The organism is Prevotella herbatica (assembly GCF_017347605.1).
GTDB lineage: Bacteria > Bacteroidota > Bacteroidia > Bacteroidales > Bacteroidaceae > Prevotella > Prevotella herbatica.
Window position 1 is genome coordinate 3,191,599 of record NZ_AP024484.1, and the last position, 25,348, is coordinate 3,216,946.

Genomic DNA, 25,348 nt, shown 5'->3' on the forward strand with positions numbered 1-25,348 from the left:
CAATACTCCGTAAAGTGTAATTCTATACGATAAAAACTTTCACCAATATTTTGTCGACGAATAGCTTTTACTTTATTCTACTTGAAAAGAGTTCTAACAAGTTGATGTTCAATGGATAGACATTTCGACATTTTTTTCTGAAAAATCCAGAGTGTGTGTGCGTGCGCGTATTTATAGTGTGTAGCACTAGTAATTCAAACTTTGGCTAACAGCTCAAACTTGATTTCATTGCATGAATAAAAATCTTGCAGTATCTTTGCCGAGAATTCAGCGGAATTCGGCTGAACATTAAAACAAGCTTGATTATTCAGTTTTCGTTCGTATAGTTTTAGCACATCTCATCGATTCCTCAGATGCAAGCTAACGATTCTTTGACATAGATAATTTGTAAATTCACCCGAAAAATAGTAGTCTATCCTTAAAATAACGCAAGTTGACGTAGCACGAACGTAGCTTGACGTAGTTAAATCCTGCAAGCTACGTCTCGTTATCCCCTCTGTTTAAAGGCTTTGCGAGAGATACCGTAGCTACGTAGCTAAAACGCACAAGAATTACAGATGAAGAGAGAGTTTTTTGTGTTTTAAGGGACTGACAAACTTGATGTGATATCATTTGTTGATAATCTATTCTTTATGTTGCTGATGGTATATTTCTCAATTCCAATATGATATTTCACTAATATGATATTTTTAGTTACCTTTGCACACAAGGGAGTAATATCTCTGGTACGAGTAAAATTCTGATCTATAAATAAAGCAATGAAAAGAAGAAAGTTTTATATATTCTGTTTGTTTATAATGTCATTTATGATCTCCAAACAAGTTCATGGACAGGTAATTATGCATCATCCTCATGAGTCTATATCTTGCGACACCACAGGTATTCGTAAGATATTTCTTGCTGGTACAATAGATATGGGCAGCAGTGTTGATTGGCAGCAGAATGTTATTGAGTATTTTAAGAATAAGGGTGGAAGATGGCTTTTATTTAATCCAAGGCAAGAGCATTGGAATGGTAGTAAGGCTGGAGAAATGGATTATCAGGTGAACTGGGAGCTGTCTCATTTGGAAGAGGCTGATTTTATTATTATGAATATTCTAGGAACAAGTAAATCTCCTATTTCTTTGTTGGAATTAGGCTTGTTTGCACATTCCAAAAAGATAGCTGTTGTGTGTAACAGTACTTTCTATAGATATGATAATGTTAGAATAACATGTAAAAGATATGGTATTCCATTATATAAAACGCTAGATGAATTACTTTATAATGAAATAAAGTGATAATGGTAAATGGAAACTCGCTGATATTATTTCTTAATATATCAGCGAGCTATAATCTATTTTAAACATTTATTCATTATAATATTGTATGTGTGATACGTATTCTTTATAGCGTATGCTTAGAGACAAACTTATTGAATTCACCTCTATAACCATTAAATACGTTTATATCTACTTTAGGGTGTATTCCATTTACCTTTCCGTCAGGACATAACTGCCAATATACCAAATGCACATCAGGTTTGTATTCTCCATATCTTGCTATCCATACAAGATAGTCTCTTTCTAAATCAGGTGCTAATGGTAGATACCTGTTTACGAATGATTGGCTTATATATAGAATAGGTCTGCTTCCTGTATTGTGTTCTACAATTCTGAGCCATATCCTTATGTTCTTGAATAGTACACCAGCGCCACCAATCTTATTTATCTGTGATGGTAAGGGTTCAATATCAAGTACTGGGGGGAGATCTCCCTTTCTGATATATGATCGTCTAAGAAAATTATACGCCTGAAGTCTTGCTGGTGTGCTAGGAGAGAAGTAATGGTAAGTTCCTGTATAAAATCCTTTAGCTCTGGCTGCATGATAATCTTTTTTGTAGTAGGGATTGAAAAGCTTTTTCCCTTCAGTACTTTTTATATATATAAAGCTTATTGGGTAGTCTATTTTTCCTGTAATTCGCTTTTTGCTTAATGTCCCAAGACTTGTTATACGCAATTGGTTCCAGTTTATTCTATATCTTTTTCTGCCAACCATATGCTGGTATTTTGATATGTCAATTCCGTATATTCGCTCGCTTGTGTAATAAGGGCGCTCACCTTTGTATTTGTTGTTTTTCCATTCACCAATCTTTAGTTTGTTGTTGGAAAGTATAGCCATACCAAATCCATCTTTTTGGTCATTTTCCCAATGTCCTTCATATATGAAACCGTCTTTAGATTTGTAAATGCCATGCCCAAAAGCATTGCCATTAGCATTAAGTTGTCCAACATATATGCCAGCTGAATCAATACGGGTACCACTAGTTAATGTGTCATTATGCCAGATACCAGTAAATGTTCGTTTAAGAGAATCCGTGAAGACTCCCTTGCCATCTTTCTTACCTTTATTTACGATGCCCTTATATATAGAATTGCCTTGTTTAATGATTCCGTAACTAAAGCTTTTACCAACTTTCATTTCTCCACATGCAGCGCATAATAGAGTAAATGATATCACTATATATATATTTAATTTTTTCAATTTCTATTTGTTATTAATAAAGGTATGTATCTGTTCTCTCCAAATAATGCCATTTGAAGTTTTTATTCCTGCAAATAGCCCCTTGTGGAAAAGTGTCTCTGTATATATACCAGAACCGTTATCCGCAATTTCTTCAGGGCACGGAGTTTCGAATTTATAAGATACAGCCATAATCTTTTTTTTCTTATCACTTTTCCATGGCATAATACTTACCACATTTACGTCATGTGGCGTTGTATGATCGTAATTACTTAATAGCTGTATTCTGTTATCTAAGGACTTTTTTACCAAATAGCAAACTTGTTTCGTATTTTGTTTGTCCTTGTTCTTGTAAGTTGCTATATATTGGTCTTTAATATATATATTAATGTCATTAGATTTCTGTATTCCTTTAAGAATAATGATTTCTTTGTTTATGGAGTCTTTATATGCGTGCAATTTCGTAGCATACTTAGCCACCATGTCATATCCTTCATCTTGAACTCCGTGAACTCTAAGGTAGTATTTAAGTTCACTCTGTTTCTGATTTATCTTTTTATTTTCCTTAGTAAGATACTCTATCTGGCGGTCAACAAAACTCTTTGGTGTTATACCCTTTATAATGATATCTGTAGTATCACTCACTGACGACAATATTTTTCCTTCGCATGAAGGATAGAGCCAACTGTTATTAATCCAAAATCCTTCAGATTCGGTTTCGTTATTAATAATATTTTTTTTGTCCCATGTAAGTCCTTGCATAAGACTATCTGCATTGATAAATGCAAAAAATAGACTGTGTCCATTCTTATCAGTTAAGACATAATGGCGCTTACAATCTATTTTAACCACTGAAGCCAATGAACTTTTATTATCATCTGGCCATATTCTTAAAATTGTCCATATAGCTAAACCTGCCACAATGACTGGCAAAGCTATAAAGACAATAATTTTTTTTATTTTCATTTTTATCTCAAGTCAATAATTTCAGCCTTTGGATAGTCCTTTGAATTGAAAGAGAATATATTGTCGCTCTGATTTCTTGCCTTAAAGTTTGTGATATTAATTGTTGTCCAGTTCTTACCTTGCAACATTCTAACATTGCTAGGAGTATATGTTTTCTTGTTGATTGTGATGTAAAGTTCCTGAAGACTACGTTGCTTGTTTTGGGCAGTCATGTGTATTTGGTAAGAACCACCAACAGATTTCATGCTTAGATTGTAGCCAGTCTTATATATAGTAATGAACTTATATGGATTCATCTGAGCCTGTTTTGCTTCATTAGGATTTGTAACATTAACTTCGTTTGTGGTGTTCATGTATGTCCATTGTGTTTTTCCATTGAACCATACTGTGGTCTTTGGAGTGTGGGCATAAAACTTGTTACCTTTTATGGCAATAGTTCCTGATGCTGCGCCAAGGCTTTTGCCACTGACTGAAAAGTTAGCACTTGCGCCTCCTTTGCCTCCAATAACACTAGCTGTTTTGTCTAGTATTCTTGCTGCCTGAGCCGCGTTTTGAGCTGACACACATAAAGTGAGTAGCATCATTAATGAAATAAGAGCAATTTTTTTCATTACTTTTTTGTTTATTTTTTGTTTTATGCAAAGATATATAATAAAAATAGGATTTAAATGATTCTGTAGAAATTTTATCTAACTTTTGAAACATTTAAATCCTATTTAAATTATTTATTCACTTCTTAGTTGACGGAGTAGGGTGTTTAGCTGATTTTCGTCTTGAATTAAAACTTCACGAGGTTTACTTCCTTGAGCTGAACCAACAATTCCTACATGTTCAAGTTGATCCATCAAACGTCCTGCTCTGTTATATCCTATTGAGAAGCGTCTTTGTATCATACTTGTTGATCCTTGTTGCGAAAGTACAATTGCATGTGCTGCTTCCTCAAAATATGGATCCAAATTAGATATGTCTGTATTACCTGCGCTTATGCCACCATTATTACCATCATCAACAGGTTCTGGCAATTCCATAGGTTCAACCGGGCCAGGTTGCCCACAGATATACTCATTGATGTTCTCAATTTCGGGAGTGTCAACAAATGCGCATTGCACACGAACAGGCTCGTTTCCGTTAAGGAATAGCAAGTCACCACGTCCTATAAGTTGGTTAGCTCCTGAACGGTCTAGGATAGTGCGTGAGTCAATTTGTGAGCTTACGCGGAAAGCCATACGTCCAGGGAAATTGGCTTTGATATTACCAGTAATAATCTTTGTTGTTGGTCTCTGTGTCGCAATAACCATGTGGATACCAACAGCACGAGCTAACTGGGCTATACGGGCTATAGGAAGTTCAATCTCTTTACCAGCAGTCATAATTAAGTCGCCAAACTCATCAATCACGACAACGATATACGGCATGTATTCATGTCCTTTTGTGAGATCTAACTTATGATTTACAAACTTTGCGTTGTATTCTTTTATGTTTTTTGCCCCAGCAATCTTAAGTAGATCATATCTGTGGTCCATAAGTCCGCATAAACTGTTAAGAGTCCTTACAACCTTTGTGACGTCAGTAATTATCGGTTCTTCATCATTTTCAGGCAGACAAGCCATGAAATAGTCTGATATCTTATGATATACGCTAAATTCAACCTTCTTAGGGTCAACAAGAACGAATTTAAGTTCGTTGGGATGCTTTTTATAGAGCAGGGATGTGATGATGGCATTCAGACCTACAGACTTACCTTGTCCTGTTGCACCAGCCACAAGCAAATGAGGTATTTTAGCCAAATCAACCATAAATACTTCATTGGTAATCGTTTTACCAAGTGCAAGCGGTAATTCCATTTTTGTTTCCTTAAACTTTTTAGAATTAAGGATACTTTCCATAGAAACAATTTGTGGCTTATTGTTTGGAACTTCAATACCAATCGTGCCTTTTCCTGGGATTGGCGCAATGATACGGATACCAAGAGCCGAAAGGCTCAATGCTATGTCATCTTCAAGATTTCGAATCTTTGATATTCTTACTCCTTCAGCAGGTGTTATTTCGTACAGTGTAATAGTAGGACCTACTGTTGCTTTAATTTCTTTTATAGAGACACCGAAACTATTTAGTACTTCAACAATTCTTGCGTTGTTTGCCTTTATCTCTTCCATGTCAACATTTGGCTTTCCGTCGTTGTCATACTTCTTTAGAAGGTCAAGTGTAGGCTTCTTATATCTGGTAAAAGGCTCTAATGGGTCTATTGGTGTGCTTAATATTTGTTCAATATTGACTTCCTTACCATCTGCTTTTTCTTCATCTTTAGCGACTTCAATCGTTAATTTATTAGCATTGGCATCGTTATCATTTATTTTGGTAACGGCAGCTGCAGGCAATATATTTTCTGGCAAGTTGTCTGTTTTAGTACTTATCACATTTCCAAAGTCTGTGAGGTCAACAATAGGTGAAGGGATGTCCTCTGGCATATTTTCAGGTATGTCAATACCGTCTTGAGGTTCTTCTTCTATGTCAACCTTATCATTATTTTCGGTGTTTATTTCTGTGTTTTCAGTTTTAGGCTCGTGATTTGTTACTGTAAACTTAACTTTTGAAGTGAGATATTTTACCGGATTCATCGCTTTTCTTACTACTTGGATAGTCTCCGCACTAAGATATGTAAGGAAGGCAATTGCTGTAAAAAATAATATTACGGTAAGTCCAGGAGGACCTACAATGTTTTCTAGATGCTGCACACAATAAAGGCCATGATTTCCACCCGGGTTGAATATAAAATTACCCATAATAGGAGTTAAAAACTTGGCAAAAGTCACTGAACTCCAAATCATTACAAGCATTGTCCCGAAGAACCATTTCCATAGATTGATTTTATATATCGCCATCATCTTCAGTCCCGCAAGTATTATAAATGCAGGTATCAGAAATGAAGGTAAGCCAAAGTTTACGTACATTAGTTCGTAGGCTAAAATAGCACCTATGGAACTTCCATAATTGGCAAACTCTCTGTTTGTGTTAATCCATTCACCTGGACGCAAATTGTCTAGCAAGCTTTGATCGGCTTGACCTGTTGATAAATATGATACCATTACAATAATAGTATATATTGCCAATAACAACAAAACTAGCCCTAAAAGGAAGTCTGTTTTTTCACTGTTGAAAATATTTCTAAAGCCAACTGCTTCTCCTATGTTTTTTGGTTTGCGGTCAGATTTTTTTCTTGCCATGCGCTTTTAATATTGAATTTAATGCAAAATTAGCTGAAATATCCGAGAAACGGCATGCTTTTCATAACTTTTTTTTAATTTTGCACGTAGATACGTATTTAAAGATGAAAAAAACTATTTATAGTAAATTTGACAAGAAACTTATACCTGATCTTCCAGCCGTTCTTTTTACTGGTAGGATAATCACAATTATAAGTGAGACCGATGCCGATAAAGCGGTGGAATATTTGCTTTCATGCGATATTTTAGGTGTGGATACAGAAACTCGCCCAACTTTTCATAAGGGCGATCAACATAAAGTTGCCCTTCTTCAGGTGTCATCAAAAGATACTTGTTTTCTTTTCAGGTTGAATTGCATTGGATTGACACCTTCAATTATTCGGTTATTAGAAGATAAAACTGTGCCCAAAATTGGACTTTCATGGCATGATGATATACTGTCATTGCATCGTAGAGCTAATTTTAATCCTGGATATTTTATTGATTTGCAGAATATTGTGGGTAAGGTCGGGGTTAAAGATTTAAGCTTACAAAAGCTTTACGCTAATCTGTTCCATCAGAAAATTAGCAAGAGGCAAAGACTCACAAACTGGGAAGCTGATGTGCTGAACGACAAGCAAAAACAATATGCAGCCACTGATGCGTGGACATGTATTAATCTGTATGAGGAGATTGTAAGATTGCATATTTCAAAAGAATATGACCTTATTACTTTGGAAGAGCCTAAATCTGAAAATATTGCACACGGCTTGGAAGTATCATCTATGTAATTAAATTTAATTATACATATCGTGCCGTTTATTTAACTTCATGTATGTGTTTATTTATTAAAATAATAATATGTATAAATCAATATACCTTAAAAAAGGTAAGGAAGAATCGCTGAAACGCTTTCATCCTTGGATATTCTCAGGAGCCATACATCACATGGATGATGGTATTAATGAGGGAGAAATAGTACGAGTTATTACTGTTTCTGGTGATTTTATTGCTGTAGGACACTATCAGATTGGCTCTATTGCTGTGAGAGTGCTTTCTTTCAGAGATATAGAAATAAATCATGAATTCTGGTGCTCAAGACTGAAAAGTGCATTTGAGACACGAAAAAGTATAAATGCAGCTGATAATCCTTCAAATAATACTTATCGACTGGTTCATGGTGAAGGTGACAACTTGCCTGGGTTGATTATTGATTGCTATGGGGAAACCGCTGTTATGCAGGCTCATAGTGTAGGAATGCACTTGTGCCGCAATGAAGTGTCAAAGGCACTTATTGAAGTTATTGGTGATAGAATTAAAAACATTTATTATAAGAGTGAAACTACGCTTCCGTTTAAGGCAGATTTAGGACAGGAAAATGGTTTTATCTACGGTTCCACCGATAATGATATAGCAGTTGAGAATGGGTTGAAATTCCATGTTGATTGGCTTCGTGGACAGAAAACAGGTTTCTTTGTTGATCAAAGAGAAAACAGAAGCCTATTGGAAAAATACGCAAAAGGACGTAGTGTTCTTAATATGTTTTGTTACACTGGTGGCTTTTCTGTTTATGCTATGCGTGGTGAAGCTAAGTTGGTACATTCTGTAGATAGTAGTGCAAAGGCTATAGAACTTACAAATAATAATATAGAACTTAATTTTCCTGGCGATACCCGTCATGAGGCCTTTTGTGAAGATGCATTTAAGTATTTGGAGAATAATGATGATAAGTATGATCTTATTATTCTTGACCCTCCAGCTTTTGCCAAGCATCGTGCTGCATTACATAATGCATTAAAGGGATATACTAGATTGAATGTAAAAGGTTTCCAAAAAATCAAGCATGGTGGTATTCTTTTTACTTTTAGTTGCTCGCAGGTTGTTACTAAAGATAACTTCAGAAATGCGGTGTTCACAGCCGCTGCACAAGCAGGACGTAAGGTGAGAATTTTGCATCAACTTCACCAACCGGCTGATCATCCTATTAATATTTATCACCCTGAAGGAGAATACCTTAAAGGGTTAGTGCTATATGTTGAATAAATTTGCACTGCGTGTTAAGCGATATGTCGAGATAAATCATTTGCTTAGTGCAAATGGTCGTTATCTTGTTGCCCTAAGCGGTGGAAGTGACAGCGTAGCTCTTCTTCGTGTCATGATTGACTTGGGGTATTGCGTTGAAGCCATGCATTGCAATTTTCATCTTCGTGGTGAAGAGTCAGATAGGGATGAGAAGTTTTGTGAGAACTTATGTAATGAACAAAATGTTCCATTCCATCGTGTTCATTTTGATACAAAATCTTATGCTTCATTGCATAAGGTTAGTATTGAAATGGCTGCACGTGAATTACGATATGATTATTTTGAGAAGCTGCGTAAAGATCTATCTGCTGATGCTATATTAGTAGCTCATCATCGTGATGACAGTGTTGAGACGCTGCTTATAAATCTTATTCGTGGAACTGGATTGCATGGATTACAGGGAATTTCATCTAGGAATGGTTATATTATAAGGCCTCTCCTAGATGTTAGTCGCAACGATATTATTGATTACTTAAATTCTATTCAACAAAACTATGTTACCGATAGTTCCAATAATGTTGATGATGTTACGCGCAACAAGATCAGGCTTAATATAATTCCTCTATTAAATCAAATTAATCCTTCTGCAAGTGCTGATATTGCAAAAACTGCAAATAGAATTAGACAAGCTGCTTGTATATTTGATGAAGCTATAAAAAAATGTATTGATGAGGTTGTTGTGAAAAAAACAAGCTCGTGCACATATATAGATATAGATAGACTGAAATCAATGATTTCATCGGAGTATGTTTTATATTCGATTATTCATGACTATTCATTTACTCCATCGCAAATCGAACAGATTTCAGAAAACTTAGATGCTCCATCAGGTAAAATTTGGACGTCAAAATCGCATAACTTGTTGATAGATAGAGGTATGATAATCATTAATAGTATAAATGTTGATGATAATCAGAATAAGATTATGAAGATTCCTGAGACGGGCAATTATTATTATAATGAAAACTTAGAGTTTCGTTTTAGTGTTTCTGAAATTGATTCTGATTTTAAACCAAGTAAAATATCAGAAGTTGTTACTTTAGATGCAGATAAAGTTAACTTTCCACTTGTTATTCGTCATATAAAAAATGCCGATAGATTCGTACCTTTTGGAATGAACGGTAGTAAATTACTTAGCGATTTCCTAACTGATAATAAGTTAACGCTTTTTGATAAACAGAAACAGCTTGTTATAGAAGATAACGAAGGCAATATCGTTTGGGTTGTTGGACTTAGAACAGACAACAGATTTAAGATAATTAAAGGATCATCACATTGTCTCAAGATCGAAATGCGTAGACATATTTGAATTGAAGCTATAGCATGCTGAGCTTAAGTTTACAATACAAAATAGTAGAAATATAAATCCCCATCATTTTAAATGATGGGGATCTTTTTATAAAGCTTCATCTTCAGGTTTCTGAATAGAAGTTTTCTTTATTTTCGTAAATTGCTTTTTCTTAAGCCATATTGCTTTCCGCTCTTCATAATCGCGGCGTTTTCGCTCAAGATAATTGTCTGCCATAAGTGAATCTGTTATTTGAATTTACTGTATACAACAGTTAGTTTTATAGGTGTATTTCCTCCTACTAGTTTAGTACTCTTAATTGACATGTCATGATAAATACCTGTAAGATATGTATTATTACTTATTGTCATTGTAGAAGTTGTAACAGGAATTATAACAACTTTATTCCAATTATCAGATATATTTCCACTTTTCTTGTTATCAGACATCGTCTTTATCATAGAACCTATGTTGTTGAATGTATATGCATTTGAACTTAGGTTAGCTAGATATGAATTCTTATTGTCAGCAACATCGTGATTCTTGAAGAAAGATGTGATGCTGTCGGCTGGGATCATAAGCAATTGACTAGGTGCTCCCAAAGCATATTCGTTAGGATTCTCGTTGTTAATTCTCTGTAATGTTACCTTTGCTGTATTTATAGTATAGTTCTCTTTGCCTTTTACTATATCATCAACAGGAATTGTCATTTCAGTAAAAATACCAGCAGGTGTCTTTACGTAAGTACAACTGTTGTCAGCAGCCATATTTTTTATTGTGGCAGCATCATTTTTAATGTTTGTTGTCTGCATGACTTCTTCAGTACCTCCAAATGTAGCTGCTACATTATATGTAGAATCTTTTGATGTGTATCTGAAGTAAACATACATAATTGCATTATAGATGTTAGCCATAGCTCCAATTCCATTTGTTGATTTAAAATAGAATCCTGGTGCAACATCATGTATGAAGGTATATGAGTTTTTAAAGTTATTTGGATTCTCATAATACTTGCGCATGATATATGTACCGTAGTTCTTATAAGTTTTTCCGTCTTTATCAGTATATTCTTTATTTAACGGAATGCGAATTGAGGCATTATAATCACTGGAAGAACGCTGGTCAATACTATAATTCAAATCAGCTAGGGTATAGGTCTTGTCTACTTCAAGTCCATTTTCGCGTACATATCCATCTTTTTCTGGATCAAAGTTTGAATAGTAATCCTCATCTTCAACAGGTTTGCCAAGTTCATAAGCTCTAAGCTTCATTGGTGCAAGAGAATCTCCTATTGTATTTGAATGATATAGGCGAATTTCGCATGAGTCAGCATAAGCTAGACCGTCTTGTTTGCTTATTATGCTGTCAATTTTTGGAAATGTGTAGTTTTCAAGTACACTAAATTGAGTCATAAAGTTGCTAGTAATATATGCACCAGTCTCAGGATCACGGAATTTTCCTAGGTATCCTGTTGTGTTGCGTGACAGTACAGAATCTGCAATAACGGATTTCGTACTTACATAGAATGTGTCTGTGCTGATATCCAAGTTATCTCTGTTGTCGGTAAGTGATGTTCCAATGCCGTCAGTGGTATCATCACAAGAAATTATAGTGAATGATGCAAGTATAATGCATGCAAGACCAAGACTTTTAAGTTTCATATTGCTTTGTTAGGGATAAAATTATTATTTCATTCTTCTGTTGGGCAAATTTTTTCGTAAAGCTCATTATAAGCTCCTATGAAATCTTCACCAGGGTAATCAAGAACTGGAATGTTCTTATTATTTGCATATTTTAGGAGATCATTGTTTACATCCTTATTTGCTTCAATAACGCAGTCGCTATAGTCAAGTGCTAACTTGCCTAATTCTAAGAAATCAAACTTTTCGTTATAGCATTTCATAAGTTCAGACTTGGCATCTCTAAAAGCTACGATATCACGGAACTTACTGCCAAGTTCGCCTTTTGGCTGTTCATGGAACAGCGATGTTACAATCTTTGTCTTTGCAAAAGATGGCTCATCGTGATAAGCAGTCTTTATATAAAGAGGTACGACAGCACTCATCCATCCTTGACAATGTATAATGTCCGGAACCCAACGTAATTTCTTGACTGTTTCCAATACTCCGCGTGCAAAGAAAATAGCACGTTCACCGTTATCGGCATATTCATTACCCTCCTCATCAATTGTCATCTGACGCTTGGTGAAATAATCGTCATTATCAATAAAGTAAACTTGAATTCTTGATTGTGGAATAGAAGCAACTTTGATAATTAGTGGATGATCTGTGTCATCGATAATAAGATTCATTCCCGAGAGACGTATGACTTCATGAAGTTGTCCGCGACGCTCATTAATGTTTCCCCATTTTGGCATAAAAGTACGAATCTCTAATCCGGCTTCTTGTGCTTTTTGTGGTAGTTCTTTACCCATAATAGACATATTTGTCTCTGGTACGAACGGTGTAATCTCTTGGTTGATGAATAATACTTTCTTTGCCATGTTTATTTTCAGATTGAATACTGCAAAGGTACAAAAAAACTATTGAAAATGAGCCATAAATGTAATAAAACAAACAAATATGGTCGTTTATTCGCATAATTTTATAATAATTCTTTCTTATTTAAGAAAAAAGTTGTTATTTTGCACACCAATTGGAATTAAAGAATAATGAAAGTTTTTAATAAGATTGTAGATTTGCAGAATGAGCTTTTTTATGCTCGTAAAGAAGGTAAGAGTATTGGTTTAGTGCCAACAATGGGTGCATTGCACGAGGGGCACGCTTCATTAGTGGAGCGTAGCGTTAAAGACAATGATATAACAGTTGTATCAGTTTTCTTAAATCCAACACAGTTTAATGACAAAGGAGATTTGGATAGATATCCAAGAACTTTGGATGATGATTGCAAGTTAATAGAAAAATGTGGTGCAGATTATGTATTTGCTCCGTCTGTTAAAGAAATGTATCCGTCAGAGGATAAACGCCATTTTGAATTCCCTCCTGTCTCTACCGTTATGGAAGGGGCGCGTCGTCCTGGTCATTTCAATGGTGTCTGTCAGGTTGTTAGTAGACTCTTCTATATAGCACGCCCTAATTGTGCATATTTTGGAGAAAAAGACTGGCAACAGATTGCAGTGATAAAACAACTAGTGAAGTATATTGGAAGTGATGTGAAAATTATAGAATGTCCAATAATAAGAGAAAGTGACGGACTTGCAAAAAGCAGTCGCAACACACTCTTAACTGCTGATGAGAGAGCTATAGCCCCTGCTATTTTCAAATCTCTTAGTGCTAGTGTTGAATATGCTATGAGTCATAGTATTTCAGAAACTCGTGATAAGGTTGTTAAGGAAATAAACGCTGTAGAAGGATTGGATGTTGAATATTTCGAAATAGTTGACGGTAATACTCTTCAGAATGTAAGTGATTGGAATAGTAGCGATTATATAGTTGGTTGTATAACTGTCAATTGTGGAAAGACTCCTATTCGTTTGATAGATCATATTAAATATAAAGAACACAAAATTTGACGATGTATATCGAAGTATTAAAAAGTAAATTACATTGCGCTAAGGTTACAGAAGCCAATCTTAATTATATGGGCAGCATCACAATAGATGAAGATCTGTTGGATGCAGCAAATATGATTGCTGGTGAAAAGGTGCAGATTGTAAATAATAACAATGGTGAACGTTTTGAAACCTATATTATAAAAGGCGAAAGAGGTTCAGGGTGCATCTGTCTTAATGGAGCTGCAGCAAGGAAAGCATTGGTAGGTGACATTGTGATAATTATATCTTATGCGCTAATGGATTTTGAAGAGGCTAAAACATTTGAACCTAAAGTCATCTTCCCAAAAGAAGGAAACAAACTCTAAAATACTTTAGCCGTATTGTGCATAATTGTAATATGAAGCTTTAACTAAAAATAAAATACTCAAAAAGCTTTGTTTTGTGCAATAATTGAGCTAACTTTGTAGGAAATTTCAAGATAGCTAATATGAAACAAACAAAAATTGTAGCTTCGATAAGTGATCGCAGATGTGATCAGGATTTCATTAGAAAATTATTTTTTGCTGGTATGAATGTTGTTCGTATGAACACTGCTCATGCCACTGAGGAAGGTATACGCACTATTGTAAAAAATGTAAGGGCTGTATCTCCTCATATTGGTATTATGATTGATACCAAAGGACCTGAAGTAAGAACAACAGGCGTTGATGAACCGCTTGAATATAAAACAGGTGATGTAGTCAAAATTTTTGGTCGCCCTGAAATGGACAGTTCTCATGATATTGTTAATGTTTCATATTCAGACATCACTAAGGACGTTAAGGTTGGTGACGATATATTGTTTGACGACGGAGAATTAGATATGCAGGTCATAGAGAACGTTGGTCCAATGCTTATTGCAAAGGTTCAGAATGACGGTACTCTTGGCTCACATAAAAGTGTTAATATTCCTGGGGAGCATATTGATCTTCCTGCATTAACAGATCGTGATCGACATAATATACTTCTGGCTATTGAGTTAGATATTGATTTTATAGCTCATTCATTTGTTAGAAATGCTGCTGATGTTATGGAGGTCCAGAAAATTCTGGATGAGCATAATAGCGATATTAAGATTATTTCGAAAATTGAGAATCAGGAAGGTGTAGATAATATTGAAGAGATTATTGACGCTTCTTATGGTATTATGGTTGCTCGTGGTGACCTTGGTATAGAAGTGCCTATTGAGAGAATACCTGGTATTCAGCGTTCAATAATCCGCAGTTGCATTCAAAAGAAGAGACCTGTCATAGTAGCTACGCAAATGTTGCATACTATGATAAATAATCCTCGTCCTACGCGTGCCGAAGTTACTGATATAGCAAATGCAATTTATTACAGAACTGATGCTCTAATGCTCAGTGGTGAAACTGCTAGTGGAAAGTATCCTTTGGAAGCTGTTCAGACTATGGCTCGCATTGCAGAACAAGCTGAAAAAGATAAATTGCGTGATGATGATATAGAAATTCCAACTGATGGAGATTGTGATCTTAGAGAATTTTTGGCACATGCAGCTATTGAATCAACAAAGAAAGCTGGTGTAGCTGGAATTATAACTGATAGTGAAACTGGAAGAACTGCTCGTAATCTTGCCGCATTCCGTGGCCCAGTTCCTGTATTAGCTATATGTTATAAGGAAAAGACTCAACGATGGCTCAATCTTAGTTATGGAGTAACTCCAATATATCAGAGAGAGCAGGTTAGTTCTCAGTATATGTTTTTTGCTGCATTGAGAATGCTTCGTCAAAAAGGATATATTAAGGATGAAAATAAGATAGCATATCTTAGTGGAAGTTTTGGTGAAGGCGGCGGTACTACTTTCCTTGAAATCAACAAGGTTAAGGAAGTCTTTGATAGAAGTTATCAATTCCATCTTCCAGGAAGTGCAAAGGTTGACGTAGATGAATAATATTTTTATTATATAATGAAATATGGGATAGTAAATAGCTTTCCCATATTTTTTTGTATTAATCCAAGCATGGATGAAAATGAAAAAAGGAAGAAGACAAATTGTCTTCTTCCTTTTTTTTCCTTATATCTATCTAAAGTTGAAAGGTATGGAATTATTATTCAATAACAACCAAAGGATCCTCTTCAAGAACACTTTGACCAACTTTTACACAGATAGCAGTAATCTTACCATCTTTTTCAGCCTCAATGTTGTTAGCCATTTTCATTGCTTCAAGAACGACAACAGCATCACCGGCTTTTACTTCCTGACCAACTTCAACATTGATTGCAGTAATTGTTCCAGGTAGTGGTGCTTTAACGGCATTGTTTGTATTTACATTGGCTGCTGGAGTAGCCTCATCATCAGAGTTGTCGGCAGGTTTGCCTAATACAACCTTCTTCTTCTCAGACTCAGCTTCTTTTTCCATCTGAACATTGTAGTCTTCACCGTTTACACTAATACTGGCTACATTATTCTCGTCTATTTCGCCAATGGTAACGTTATATTCTTTACCATCGATAGTATATTTAAACTCTTTCATATCTTTTTATGGTTTCTTTGTTAATGATAGGAATTTAGCGTTCCAAAGTGTATGCCTTGGCTTAATCGTTATTATGCCCGGTTCCTTATCGTGAGCATTGTTGCCAGCAAACTCATAGAGAGCCATGGCAATTGCTGCGTATACATTTTTGTCCATTTTATATAATGTTTAAATGTTTTACATTGGCATACATCCGTGCTTCTTTGCAGGAAGACTGTCGCGTTTTGTAGCTAGTTGCGCCAAACCACGGCATATGCGGAAACGAGTATTGCGAGGTTCTATAATATCATCAATATATCCGAATTGCGCTGCCTGATATGGATTAGCGAATTTATCGGTGTATTCTTCTTCCTTTTCAGCAAGGAATGCCTTAACATCTTCTCCTGCTTCTTTCTTAGCTTTTGCTTCTTTTGCACAAAGTATTGCAACAGCACCGCTTCCTCCCATAACAGCAATCTCTGCAGATGGCCATGCGAAGTTCAAGTCTGAACGAAGCTGCTTACATCCCATAACGATGTGAGAACCACCGTAACTCTTACGAAGAGTTATTGTAATCTTAGGAACTGTAGCTTCACCGTATGCATATAGTAACTGTGCACCATGCTGAATAACAGCGTTATACTCCTGACCTGTTCCTGGAAGGAATCCTGGTACGTCAACAAGGCTGACGATAGGAATATTGAATGCATCGCAGAATCTAACGAATCTAGCTGCCTTGCGGCTGGCGTTTACGTCAAGTACACCTGCGTAAGCTGCTGGCTGATTAGCAACAACACCAACGCTTTGACCATTGAAACGAGCAAAACCGGTAATGATGTTCTTTGCGAATTTAGGTTGAACCTCAAAGAATTCTCCATTATCAGTTACTGCTGCAATAACCTTATACATATCGTAAGCCTGATTTGGATCTTCAGGAATAATTTCATTAAGAAGGTCTTCCTTGCGGTCAATAGGGTCGTTGCATTCTGTTCTTGGCGCCTCCTCTGTATTGTTAGAAGGAATATAAGATAGAAGAGTCTTTATCAGTTCCATGCACTCTTCTTCTGTTTTAGCTGTGAAATGAGTAACACCGCTCTTGCTTGCGTGTACGCTGGCGCCACCAAGATGTTCAGCATCAATATCTTCACCAGTTACAGTCTTTACAACTTTAGGACCTGTAAGGAACATATAAGATGTGCCTTCTGTCATAAAGATGAAGTCTGTCAATGCAGGTGAATATACAGCACCACCGGCACAAGGGCCCATTATTGCACTAATCTGTGGTATAACACCACTTGCTAGAATGTTGCGTTCGAAAATTTCACCATAGCCAGCGAGAGAAGAAATACCCTCTTGAATACGTGCACCACCAGAGTCGTTCATGCAAATGAAAGGAGCACCCATCTTCATGGCCATATCCATAACTTTACATATTTTCTGAGCCATTGTTTCAGAAAGAGAACCTCCGTTTACGGTGAAGTCTTGAGCATATAGATATACGAGTCTGCCACAGATAGTTGCAGAACCAGCAACAACTCCATCACCGAGGTATTGCTTTTTTTCCATACCGAAGTTGTGGCAACGATGTAGCTTGAACATATCATATTCTTCAAAGCTATCTTTATCCACTAACATTTCAATACGTTCGCGAGCTGTGTATTTGCCACGTGCATGCTGCTTGTCGATAGCCTTTTCACCACCACCAAGATAAGCCTGTTCGCGCTTTGCAATCAGCTCCTTGATTTTTTCTACTTGCTTACTCATAATTTATTTATTAATTTTGTTGTCTGTTTATTTCTGAATTAATGTATAATTCCACTTTTCAGCATGCAAAGATACTAATAAATATCGAAAACATAAAACTACTTATTGTAAATTATGTTATTAGTAAGTGAAAACAATATGTATGTTTACTGATATTCGCCTTTCTGTATCTAATAACTTTTGATTCGTAGTCTTAAATATAAAATGGGTTGACAGCTTAACTGTCAACCCATTTTAGTTGTTTTATATTTGCTTCTTAATTTACAAATCTCTTAGCGCAGCAAGTAAATCCTGATTTTCCAATTTTGTGCCAATTGTTATGCGAAGACAATTTCCGCAAAGACTTATTCTTGTGCGGTTTCTTACGATTATACCTTTGTCAACAAGGTAGTCGTATGTTTTCTGCGCATCTTTCATTTTTGCCAAAAAGAAGTTAGCATCTGTGTTATAAACCTTTTCGCATATAGGTAAGTCATTGAATGCTTGAATCATACGTAAACGTTCTTGCAATATTATTTTTACCCACTTGTCTACTTCATACGGATCCTTTAATGCCTCTAGCGCTTGCTTTTGCGTAAGGCTGTTAACATTATATGGATATTTTACCTTGTTAAATATTGAGATTATATCTTTACTTGCAAAAGCCATTCCAAGACGTATGGCTGCACAGCCCCATGCTTTACTGAAAGTATTCAGTACAATCATGTTAGGATGTCTGTCAAGTTCATCTCTTAAAGGCTTTTGTGAAGAAAAGTCAGAATAAGCCTCGTCAACTATAACTAATCCTTCGAAAGAGTCAATCAGTTTTATTATCTCATCGCGGTTTATATTGTTACCTGTTGGATTATTTGGTGAACATACCCATATAAGTTTGGTATTTTTATCAGTAGCCTTTAATAGTTTTTCTGCTGTTATTTGATAGTTTTCATCAAGCAACACAGGTCTATATTCCACATCGTTGATGTCAGCACACACCTTGTACATTCCATAAGTCGGTTCTATTGCAACGACATTGTCAATCCCTGGACGGCAAAAACAGCGATAGGGTAGATCAATTGCTTCATCACTACCATTACCAAGAAAAATCTGCTCAGGTCTAACGCGTTTCACCACAGAAAGTTTAGCCTTTACATCTTCTTGTAGAGGATCTGGGTAGCGATTGAGTGGCTTATTGTATGGATTCTCATTTGCATCAAGAAACACGTGTGCAGCACGCCCATTATATTCGTTTCTTGCACTACTATATGGGGCTAATGACCAAATATTTGGTCTTGCCAATTCTTCTAATGATTTCATTCTGCCTTATTTTTTAATGCTTGTAGACGAACTGTCATTGCATTTTTGTGAGCTATTAGTTGTTCGTTTTCAGCCATTATCTCTACAGCTGGTCCAATGTTCTTTACACCTTCTTTCGTGAGGTGTTGGAATGTAACCTTACGGTTATAACTGTCTAGATTTACGCCATTATATGCTAGTGCATAGCCATGCGTAGGTAGAGTATGATTTGTTCCGCTAGCATAGTCTCCAGCACTTTCACATGCATATTGACCTAAGAATACACTACCGGCATTAATTACCTTTTCTGATAATTCATCATAATCATTTGTAGATAAAATAAGATGTTCTGGAGCATAAGTGTTACTTAACTCCATAGCTTCTTCTTTGTCTTTCACTAAAACAAATTTACTATTATCTAAAGCTTTAGATGCTATTTCTTTACGTGGTAATTGTTCAAGTTGAACTTTAACCTCATCGTTAACTTTATAGAGGAAGTCTTCTGATGTTGTAATAAGAATAACTTGTGAGTCAGTACCATGTTCAGCTTGCGATAGCAGGTCGGCTGCTACAAAAACAGGATTACTTGTTTCGTCTGCAATAACGCAAACTTCAGAAGGACCTGCTGGCATATCTATAGCCACGTCATGTAGTGAAACCTGTTGCTTTGCAGCCATTACATATTGGTTGCCAGGTCCGAATATCTTGTAAACCTTTGGCACAGATTCTGTTCCGTAAGCCATAGCACCAATAGCTTGAACACCGCCGGCTTTATAAATCTTATTTACTCCTGCGATTTTTGCAGCAACCAATATTGCAGGATTAACTTTTCCTTCACGGTTGGGTGGGGTGCATAGTACTATTTCGTCACATCCAGCAATCTTTGCAGGAGTAGCAAGCATCAATACAGTGCTGAATAGTGGTGCCGTTCCTCCAGGAATATATAATCCTACTTTTTGTATTGGAACCGATTTTTGCCAGCATGTAACGCCAGGCTGTGTTTCTATTTTAGAACCATCAAATTTCTGAGATTCGTGAAATTTAGCAATGTTATGATGTGCTAGAACCAATGCATGATGAAGTTTGTCACTAATAAGTCTTTCAGCTTCGTCCATTTCTTCTTTTGAAACAGCCAAAGATTGTAGATTAACATGATCGAACTTTGATTCAAACTCTATAACAGCGGCATCGCCTTCGTTCTTAATTTTTTCAAGTACGCTTTGCACAGTAGTATTAAGTTGTGATACATCCAAATGTGGACGCTCCACAATAATACTCCATTCACTCCTCTTCGGATATTTGATAATATTCATTTTCTTATAATATCATTTTTTCTATTGGGGTAACCAAAATTCCTTGTGCACCAAGTTCTTTTAGCTTTCCTATTATTTCCCAAAAACATTTTTCATCAAGCACTGTGTGTATAGAGCACCAGTTCTCATCAGCTAGTGGTATAATTGTAGGGCTCTTAATGCCTGGTAATACAGCTGTGATTTTCTTGATTTTATCTTTAGGGGCATTCATCATGACATATTTCTTGTCTTGAGCAGAACGCACAGCTTCAAATCTGAACAGCATCTCGTTGAGAACTTGATGCTTCTCTTCATTCATATTCCAATTGCCGACAAGCAAAGCCTCGCTCTTCATCACTAATTCAACTTCATGAAGGTTGTTGCTTACCAGCGTACTCCCAGAACTGACAATATCAAATATACCATCAGCTAAGCCTATACCAGGACTAATTTCAACGCTGCCAGTTATTACATGAACTTCAGCATTTATGTTATGCTGTTTCATAAACTTGCGAAGGATACCTGGATAAGAAGTAGCAATTTTCTTTCCGTTAAACCATTCCAGACCGGTATAGTTTATTTCTTTTGGAATTGCAAGTGACAGTCTGCATTTGCTAAATCCTAGTCTACTAATAATTTGAGCATTCTCATCACGCTCAACAAATTCATTCTCACCAACGACACCGATGTCTGCAACACCGCTAGCTACACTTTGTGGTATATCGTCATCCCTTAGATAGAGAATCTCCAATGGGAAGTTTGACGATTGCACCAATAACGTGCGCTTGCTGGCACTAACTTTGATATCTGCCTCGGCAAGTAAGTTCATTGTGTCATCAAATAGACGACCCTTTGATTGTACAGCTATACGTAACATAATAATTCTAATTTTCTTAAAAATGCAATGCAAAAATACTCTTTTTTAAGGATATCTGCAAATAATGTTGTAATTTTGTGACCCAAAGGCATATATGCCTTATAATTATAAAGAATTCACATTCGTATTATGCGATATTTATACATCCTTATATATATAATGTTCATGGGAGCTTGTGTTACTTCATGTAGTGATAAGAAGAAAGTCGAAATCACACCATGGGGAGAAGAAATCGGTAACGATTCTATTCAAGAAAACAAAAGTTTTACATTGAATGATATTGTCTCTAATGGTGAACTTATCATGCTTACAATGTCTGGACCAGAGACTTATTATGACTATCATGGTCATGGTATGGGCTTGCAGTATATGTTGGCAGAGAAATTTGCTCAAAAGTTAGGGGTTTCATTGCGTGTAGAAGTGTGTAAAGATACATTAGAGATGGTTAACAGATTGAAAGCGGGAGATGCTGATATTATAGCATTTCCACTTCCACGGGGATATAAAAATATTGAATATTGTGGGATGAAGGCTTATTCTTTGCATGCTCAATGGGCCGTGAAAGAAGGTAACAACGAATTGGCTGACTCGTTGAACAATTGGTTTAGATCAGGAATGATTGCCGCAATAAAGAAGGAAGAAAACTTTTTGCTCTCTACTAATAGTGTAGTGCGCCATGTCTATTCTCCAATGCTGAGTCGGTCTGGTGGTGTAATATCTCGTTACGATAATCACTTTAAGACTTATGCGCCTTTGGCTATGTTTGATTGGCGTTTACTAGCAGCACAATGCTATCAAGAATCAACTTTTGATTCTGGTGCTCATTCTTGGGCGGGCGCATGTGGATTGATGCAGATTATGCCTGGAACAGCAGATCATATAGGACTTCCTCGTTCAGATATGTATGATCCTGAAAAAAATATTGCGGCTGCTGCAAAATATATTCGTGAACTCCATTCGCATTTTAGAGATATACAAAATCCTTTGGAGCGAAGTTATTTTGTATTAGCTAGTTATAACGGTGGCTTCTTCCATGTCCGTGACGCAATGGCACTTGCACGTAAATTCGGCAAAAATCCATATCATTGGGCTGATGTACAGGAATTTGTATTGAGATTGCGTGTCCCAGCATATTATAATGATCCAGTTGTTAAGCATGGTTACATGCGTGGTGACGAAACGGTGGATTATGTGACTCGTATCTGTAATCGTTGGGCACAGTATCGTGGTTTTGCACATTCTTTTGGTGGTGGATTCAGCGGTGGATTTAATGGCGGTTTTGAAAACATGACACCGTCAAGAGCAAAGCATAAAAATAGGTTTAAAATATAAAGCATAAAAAAAAGCGATGACCTTCTCAGGCAACCGCTCCAAATCTTCAATAGGTATTAGTTTCTTTTAAGGTAAAAAGATTGTTTTCAGGATAACGTTTGCAAAGATATATGCTATTTTTTAAATTACCAAATAATTTGCAAACTTTTTTTAAAAATATCATTTGTGTGGGCACACACATCAAAAATAGTTCATTTTTTCTTATAATGCGTGTCTTTTGTTTCTATTTGATAATTAATTTTTTCTTGTTTATAATATAAATGCCTCGTTGAAGTGATGAAATTGAATCTCCAACATACCGTCCATCAATAGTATAAATACGTGTCGTTTTATTTTTACCATCTGTATATATATTATTGATATTCGTTGTGAAATTATTTATATAATCGAATGTTATTACTCCATCTTTCTCGGCAATGTTTTTAATAGCTTTATTCACCTTATAATAAGTCGTATTGAATTTGGCTTTTTCATTACTTGTATCTGGTGTGTACCAATAGAAGTTTGGCAGTCCAAGCGTATCATTCAGTACAGTTATATTGCTTGTTCCTGGAAATAAGTCACCTTTATGTTGCTCTTCATAGGCTATTGTACTAGTCTTTAGATATGAAGACATGGAATTTCCATCAGCAGGGACTATTGCCATGCCTGGTTTCCCAAGTATGTTGTTTGGATGTGTGTATATGTATATATATGTATCTTTAGTGTCATTGACATGATATACTTGCAGACCATGATACATAGCTCCTGAGTTCCAGCCTGTCTGTTGTATGTTTTCGATTAGAAAATATTCATTTGGACTTTTACTATTTGGTATTTTGTATGCTGGACCGCCTTCCTCGGTGGTCTTATCCATAGTTATAGTTTTATTGTCGTTAAGATTAATGATGTCTACGTTCCAGCCCATCTGCATCTTTTCCCATGCGGTGTAGGGAGCCGGGGTAAAGCTATTATTGGCATATTCACCGCCGTCCATTAGATCCCATAATTCCATTTCTTGATTATCTGCTATTGCATTATTTGTAGTCGGGTATATATCCGGTAGCCCTAAAGCATGGGAAAATTCGTGGCATGCTACTCCTATGCCGTTTATCTGTGCTATTTTCTGTTCAGCATTTACGTATGCAGGATACAACTCAGAAGAGAGGCTGAACCAGCCAACCTTTTTTCCACCAAAAGTTCCACTGGTGTTCCCTGTGCAAGCCCATACGCAATTACCAGTTCCACCATTGTTTTGTCCAAGATATGCAGATATAATACAGACGCAGTCAATATATCCGTCACCATCGGAGTCATATTCGGATGCGTCTTTTATCGTGTCGCTCAATTGTATCAATGCGTCTTTTACTAGTTTGCCTATGTTTTCATCTCCGTTAGAATCATTATTGCTTCCTCCATATGCCTTCATTGAATCTGGTAGATTTATCGGACCATGAACGTCAAATATAGGAGAAAAAGAATTTGAACTCATTTTTTCGAAATACTGCTTAACGCTTCCATAATTAAGCTTATTACCATTACCGTAGTCTATAAATCCGTTTTCAGTATTAAAGAATTCGTTAAAAGCTTTCTTGGGATAGTTTACTTTGAAAGCTTTATCCTTAAAGTTAGCAAGTATAACTAGAATTTTTGGACTTCCTTTATGTGGTGTATATGCAGGATTTGAAGTTCCAATAGCTCTAGTATGAACATCGTAATACGATCTTTTACGAGGCGTTATTGAGTTCGCTTCAATGCTGCCATATTGAGGCATCGGTATAATCTTTCCATTGCTGCCTATTATGGAATCATTATCATCAGCCATTGCAGTACACGAAATCATGGCTAATACAACAACGATAAAAAGCTTTTTCATATATAATTTGCTATTTAAAAAAGTATTGTCCCTTTCCACTTGTCCTTTTACCATATACTATAGCATGTTTGGGGCAGTGATGATAGCAGGCGAAGCATGTCAGACACATATTATTGTGCTTCCATTGTGGAATTTTTCCAAACCCACCATTAATATCATTTACAGGACATACATTTGAACAAATGCCGCATTTTACACACTTATCAGTGTCAACATGAAACGGCTTGTCTGTAATTAACCATTTTGTAAATGCTTCGCCTAAAATCTTGCTGTTTATCCATGGCCAGTGACTGTGATGCAATATGTTGATTCCACGTTCTCGATCATAAATTTTCTCAGCGAAATCTTGTAGCATTATTGCAGCTTCTCTTTTCTTTTCAATTTCTTTTTCTTTAGAGTCTACATCCATAAAAGGCAGCCCAACATAACTTTCTGGCATTTTTAGTGAGAAAGTGGAGTGGGTGTGTAGGTCTTTTTCAGCAAGATCTTTGTTGAGATATTCCATTGTCATTCCTATATCGTCTCCTGCAGTACACAATGCGTAGCAATAATGCGATTGAAGACTATTGGATTGTATGGTCATCTTCTTTATAAATTCTCGTACTATTTTTGGGGGTCTCCAACCATGTACGGGAAAAACAAATCCAATCCTTTCATCTTCAAGAATTGTATACTTGCATTCTCCGTTTATTTCATTTGGTATAGAAAAGCATGTGTCGCCAGTTATATTGGCAATTTTCCTCATTGCCCATAACGTGTTACCTGTAGCGGAAAAATAGAATATCATATATCAAAATTTTATATGTTGCTGAAATGTAGAATTTAGCAAAGATTATACCTCATTGGATATCTATGTAAACCTTGCCTATGCAAAGATACTATATTTTT

At 36.1% G+C, this 25,348-nt stretch carries 23 protein-coding genes; 8 read left to right on the forward strand and 15 right to left on the reverse strand.

Annotated features, from left to right (window positions below; genetic code table 11):
- Positions 1–758: 758 nt before the first annotated feature.
- A complete protein-coding gene (locus prwr041_RS12280; protein WP_207154087.1) occupies positions 759–1,280 on the forward strand; it encodes a nucleoside 2-deoxyribosyltransferase domain-containing protein in 522 nt (173 codons plus the stop codon).
- Between the two features lie 106 nt (positions 1,281–1,386).
- Here the strand turns inward: prwr041_RS12280 and prwr041_RS12285 are convergent, their stop codons facing one another.
- From prwr041_RS12285 to prwr041_RS12300, 4 genes are all read right to left on the reverse strand, one after another.
- On the reverse strand, positions 1,387–2,523 hold the full coding sequence (locus tag prwr041_RS12285; RefSeq protein WP_317194515.1) for a GH25 family lysozyme: 1,137 nt from the start codon (positions 2,521–2,523) through the stop codon (positions 1,387–1,389).
- Positions 2,524–2,526: 3 nt separating this feature from the next.
- On the reverse strand, positions 2,527–3,468 hold the full coding sequence (locus prwr041_RS12290; RefSeq protein ID WP_207154088.1) for a hypothetical protein: 942 nt from the start codon (positions 3,466–3,468) through the stop codon (positions 2,527–2,529).
- Between the two features lie 2 nt (positions 3,469–3,470).
- On the reverse strand, positions 3,471–4,079 hold the full coding sequence (locus prwr041_RS12295) for a LolA-like putative outer membrane lipoprotein chaperone (protein ID WP_207154089.1): 609 nt from the start codon (positions 4,077–4,079) through the stop codon (positions 3,471–3,473).
- Between the two features lie 114 nt (positions 4,080–4,193).
- Positions 4,194–6,692, reverse strand: coding sequence for an FtsK/SpoIIIE family DNA translocase (locus prwr041_RS12300; RefSeq protein WP_207154090.1), 2,499 nt, complete (start codon positions 6,690–6,692; stop codon positions 4,194–4,196).
- A gap of 104 nt (positions 6,693–6,796) precedes the next feature.
- Between prwr041_RS12300 and prwr041_RS12305 the strand changes: the two genes are divergently transcribed.
- From prwr041_RS12305 to tilS, 3 genes are all read left to right on the forward strand, one after another.
- Positions 6,797–7,462, forward strand: a complete 666-nt coding sequence (locus prwr041_RS12305; protein ID WP_207154091.1) for a 3'-5' exonuclease — start codon at positions 6,797–6,799, stop codon at positions 7,460–7,462.
- Positions 7,463–7,532: 70 nt separating this feature from the next.
- A complete protein-coding gene (locus prwr041_RS12310) occupies positions 7,533–8,714 on the forward strand; it encodes a class I SAM-dependent rRNA methyltransferase (protein WP_207154092.1) in 1,182 nt (393 codons plus the stop codon).
- The gene (gene tilS, locus prwr041_RS12315; protein ID WP_207154093.1) at positions 8,704–10,062 is read left to right on the forward strand and encodes a tRNA lysidine(34) synthetase TilS; all 1,359 of its coding nucleotides are present in this window, start codon (positions 8,704–8,706) and stop codon (positions 10,060–10,062) included. Before prwr041_RS12310 ends, tilS begins: the two co-directional genes overlap by 11 nt.
- 87 nt (positions 10,063–10,149) lie before the next feature.
- On the opposite strand, the gene prwr041_RS12320 is transcribed toward tilS, so the two are convergent.
- Genes prwr041_RS12320 through prwr041_RS12330 form a run of 3 tightly spaced genes read right to left on the reverse strand, consistent with a single transcriptional unit; the run spans position 10,150 to position 12,544 of the window.
- Positions 10,150–10,278: a hypothetical protein gene (locus prwr041_RS12320; RefSeq protein WP_018462285.1), complete on the reverse strand. Its 129-nt coding sequence runs from the start codon at positions 10,276–10,278 to the stop codon at positions 10,150–10,152.
- Positions 10,279–10,289: 11 nt separating this feature from the next.
- Positions 10,290–11,702, reverse strand: coding sequence for a DUF4270 domain-containing protein (locus tag prwr041_RS12325; protein ID WP_207154094.1), 1,413 nt, complete (start codon positions 11,700–11,702; stop codon positions 10,290–10,292).
- Between the two features lie 29 nt (positions 11,703–11,731).
- Positions 11,732–12,544 (reverse strand): glycogen/starch synthase, encoded by an 813-nt coding sequence (locus prwr041_RS12330; protein WP_207154095.1) that lies wholly within the window; start codon positions 12,542–12,544, stop codon positions 11,732–11,734.
- Positions 12,545–12,712: 168 nt separating this feature from the next.
- On the opposite strand from prwr041_RS12330, the gene panC reads away from it, so the two are divergent.
- The 3 genes from panC (at position 12,713) to pyk (ending at position 15,503) form a co-directional block, all read left to right on the forward strand.
- A complete protein-coding gene (gene panC, locus prwr041_RS12335; protein ID WP_207154096.1) occupies positions 12,713–13,573 on the forward strand; it encodes a pantoate--beta-alanine ligase in 861 nt (286 codons plus the stop codon).
- Positions 13,574–13,575: 2 nt separating this feature from the next.
- Complete coding sequence (gene panD, locus prwr041_RS12340; protein ID WP_207154097.1) at positions 13,576–13,920, forward strand: aspartate 1-decarboxylase; 345 nt, start codon at positions 13,576–13,578, stop codon at positions 13,918–13,920.
- Positions 13,921–14,042: 122 nt separating this feature from the next.
- Positions 14,043–15,503 (forward strand): pyruvate kinase, encoded by a 1,461-nt coding sequence (gene pyk, locus prwr041_RS12345; RefSeq protein ID WP_207154098.1) that lies wholly within the window; start codon positions 14,043–14,045, stop codon positions 15,501–15,503.
- Positions 15,504–15,660: 157 nt separating this feature from the next.
- On the opposite strand, the gene prwr041_RS12350 is transcribed toward pyk, so the two are convergent.
- The 6 genes from prwr041_RS12350 to hisG form a co-directional block, all read right to left on the reverse strand.
- Complete coding sequence (locus tag prwr041_RS12350; RefSeq protein WP_207154099.1) at positions 15,661–16,086, reverse strand: acetyl-CoA carboxylase biotin carboxyl carrier protein; 426 nt, start codon at positions 16,084–16,086, stop codon at positions 15,661–15,663.
- Between the two features lie 6 nt (positions 16,087–16,092).
- Positions 16,093–16,242, reverse strand: coding sequence for a hypothetical protein (locus prwr041_RS12355; RefSeq protein WP_207154100.1), 150 nt, complete (start codon positions 16,240–16,242; stop codon positions 16,093–16,095).
- 21 nt (positions 16,243–16,263) lie between these two features.
- Complete coding sequence (locus tag prwr041_RS12360; protein ID WP_207154101.1) at positions 16,264–17,829, reverse strand: acyl-CoA carboxylase subunit beta; 1,566 nt, start codon at positions 17,827–17,829, stop codon at positions 16,264–16,266.
- Between the two features lie 261 nt (positions 17,830–18,090).
- Positions 18,091–19,125 carry a histidinol-phosphate transaminase gene (gene hisC / locus prwr041_RS12365; RefSeq protein ID WP_207154102.1) on the reverse strand — a complete coding sequence of 345 codons (1,035 nt, stop codon included), beginning with the start codon at positions 19,123–19,125 and terminating at the stop codon, positions 18,091–18,093.
- On the reverse strand, positions 19,122–20,417 hold the full coding sequence (hisD, locus tag prwr041_RS12370) for a histidinol dehydrogenase (protein WP_207154103.1): 1,296 nt from the start codon (positions 20,415–20,417) through the stop codon (positions 19,122–19,124). The genes hisC and hisD overlap by 4 nt, the downstream gene beginning before the upstream one ends.
- A 4-nt stretch (positions 20,418–20,421) precedes the next feature.
- Positions 20,422–21,273 carry an ATP phosphoribosyltransferase gene (gene hisG, locus prwr041_RS12375; protein ID WP_207154104.1) on the reverse strand — a complete coding sequence of 284 codons (852 nt, stop codon included), beginning with the start codon at positions 21,271–21,273 and terminating at the stop codon, positions 20,422–20,424.
- A 159-nt stretch (positions 21,274–21,432) separates the two neighbouring features.
- Between hisG and prwr041_RS12380 the strand changes: the two genes are divergently transcribed.
- On the forward strand, positions 21,433–22,605 hold the full coding sequence (locus prwr041_RS12380; protein WP_394370822.1) for an MltF family protein: 1,173 nt from the start codon (positions 21,433–21,435) through the stop codon (positions 22,603–22,605).
- A 223-nt stretch (positions 22,606–22,828) separates the two neighbouring features.
- Here prwr041_RS12380 and prwr041_RS12385 read toward each other — a convergent pair whose 3' ends face one another.
- Both prwr041_RS12385 and prwr041_RS12390 read right to left on the reverse strand, forming a co-directional pair.
- Positions 22,829–24,460 carry a M6 family metalloprotease domain-containing protein gene (locus prwr041_RS12385; protein ID WP_207154106.1) on the reverse strand — a complete coding sequence of 544 codons (1,632 nt, stop codon included), beginning with the start codon at positions 24,458–24,460 and terminating at the stop codon, positions 22,829–22,831.
- 10 nt (positions 24,461–24,470) lie between these two features.
- Positions 24,471–25,247, reverse strand: coding sequence for an EFR1 family ferrodoxin (locus tag prwr041_RS12390; RefSeq protein ID WP_207154107.1), 777 nt, complete (start codon positions 25,245–25,247; stop codon positions 24,471–24,473).
- Between the last annotated feature and the right edge of the window lie 101 nt (positions 25,248–25,348).

Excerpts from the sequence above, each read along its gene's own strand:
- prwr041_RS12280 (WP_207154087.1), top strand. The coding sequence starts at position 759 with ATGAAAAGAAGAAAGTTTTATATATTCTGTTTGTTTATAATGTCATTT.
- prwr041_RS12290 (WP_207154088.1), bottom strand. The coding sequence starts at position 3,468 with ATGAAAATAAAAAAAATTATTGTCTTTATAGCTTTGCCAGTCATTGTG.
- prwr041_RS12295 (WP_207154089.1), bottom strand. The coding sequence starts at position 4,079 with ATGAAAAAAATTGCTCTTATTTCATTAATGATGCTACTCACTTTATGT.
- prwr041_RS12300 (WP_207154090.1), bottom strand. The coding sequence starts at position 6,692 with ATGGCAAGAAAAAAATCTGACCGCAAACCAAAAAACATAGGAGAAGCA.
- prwr041_RS12305 (WP_207154091.1), top strand. The coding sequence starts at position 6,797 with ATGAAAAAAACTATTTATAGTAAATTTGACAAGAAACTTATACCTGAT.
- prwr041_RS12310 (WP_207154092.1), top strand. The coding sequence starts at position 7,533 with ATGTATAAATCAATATACCTTAAAAAAGGTAAGGAAGAATCGCTGAAA.
- tilS (WP_207154093.1), top strand. The coding sequence starts at position 8,704 with ATGTTGAATAAATTTGCACTGCGTGTTAAGCGATATGTCGAGATAAAT.
- prwr041_RS12320 (WP_018462285.1), bottom strand. The coding sequence starts at position 10,278 with ATGGCAGACAATTATCTTGAGCGAAAACGCCGCGATTATGAAGAGCGG.
- prwr041_RS12325 (WP_207154094.1), bottom strand. The coding sequence starts at position 11,702 with ATGAAACTTAAAAGTCTTGGTCTTGCATGCATTATACTTGCATCATTC.
- prwr041_RS12330 (WP_207154095.1), bottom strand. The coding sequence starts at position 12,544 with ATGGCAAAGAAAGTATTATTCATCAACCAAGAGATTACACCGTTCGTA.
- panC (WP_207154096.1), top strand. The coding sequence starts at position 12,713 with ATGAAAGTTTTTAATAAGATTGTAGATTTGCAGAATGAGCTTTTTTAT.
- panD (WP_207154097.1), top strand. The coding sequence starts at position 13,576 with ATGTATATCGAAGTATTAAAAAGTAAATTACATTGCGCTAAGGTTACA.
- pyk (WP_207154098.1), top strand. The coding sequence starts at position 14,043 with ATGAAACAAACAAAAATTGTAGCTTCGATAAGTGATCGCAGATGTGAT.
- prwr041_RS12350 (WP_207154099.1), bottom strand. The coding sequence starts at position 16,086 with ATGAAAGAGTTTAAATATACTATCGATGGTAAAGAATATAACGTTACC.
- prwr041_RS12355 (WP_207154100.1), bottom strand. The coding sequence starts at position 16,242 with ATGGACAAAAATGTATACGCAGCAATTGCCATGGCTCTCTATGAGTTT.
- prwr041_RS12360 (WP_207154101.1), bottom strand. The coding sequence starts at position 17,829 with ATGAGTAAGCAAGTAGAAAAAATCAAGGAGCTGATTGCAAAGCGCGAA.
- hisC (WP_207154102.1), bottom strand. The coding sequence starts at position 19,125 with ATGAAATCATTAGAAGAATTGGCAAGACCAAATATTTGGTCATTAGCC.
- hisD (WP_207154103.1), bottom strand. The coding sequence starts at position 20,417 with ATGAATATTATCAAATATCCGAAGAGGAGTGAATGGAGTATTATTGTG.
- hisG (WP_207154104.1), bottom strand. The coding sequence starts at position 21,273 with ATGTTACGTATAGCTGTACAATCAAAGGGTCGTCTATTTGATGACACA.
- prwr041_RS12380 (WP_394370822.1), top strand. The coding sequence starts at position 21,433 with ATGTTCATGGGAGCTTGTGTTACTTCATGTAGTGATAAGAAGAAAGTC.
- prwr041_RS12385 (WP_207154106.1), bottom strand. The coding sequence starts at position 24,460 with ATGAAAAAGCTTTTTATCGTTGTTGTATTAGCCATGATTTCGTGTACT.
- prwr041_RS12390 (WP_207154107.1), bottom strand. The coding sequence starts at position 25,247 with ATGATATTCTATTTTTCCGCTACAGGTAACACGTTATGGGCAATGAGG.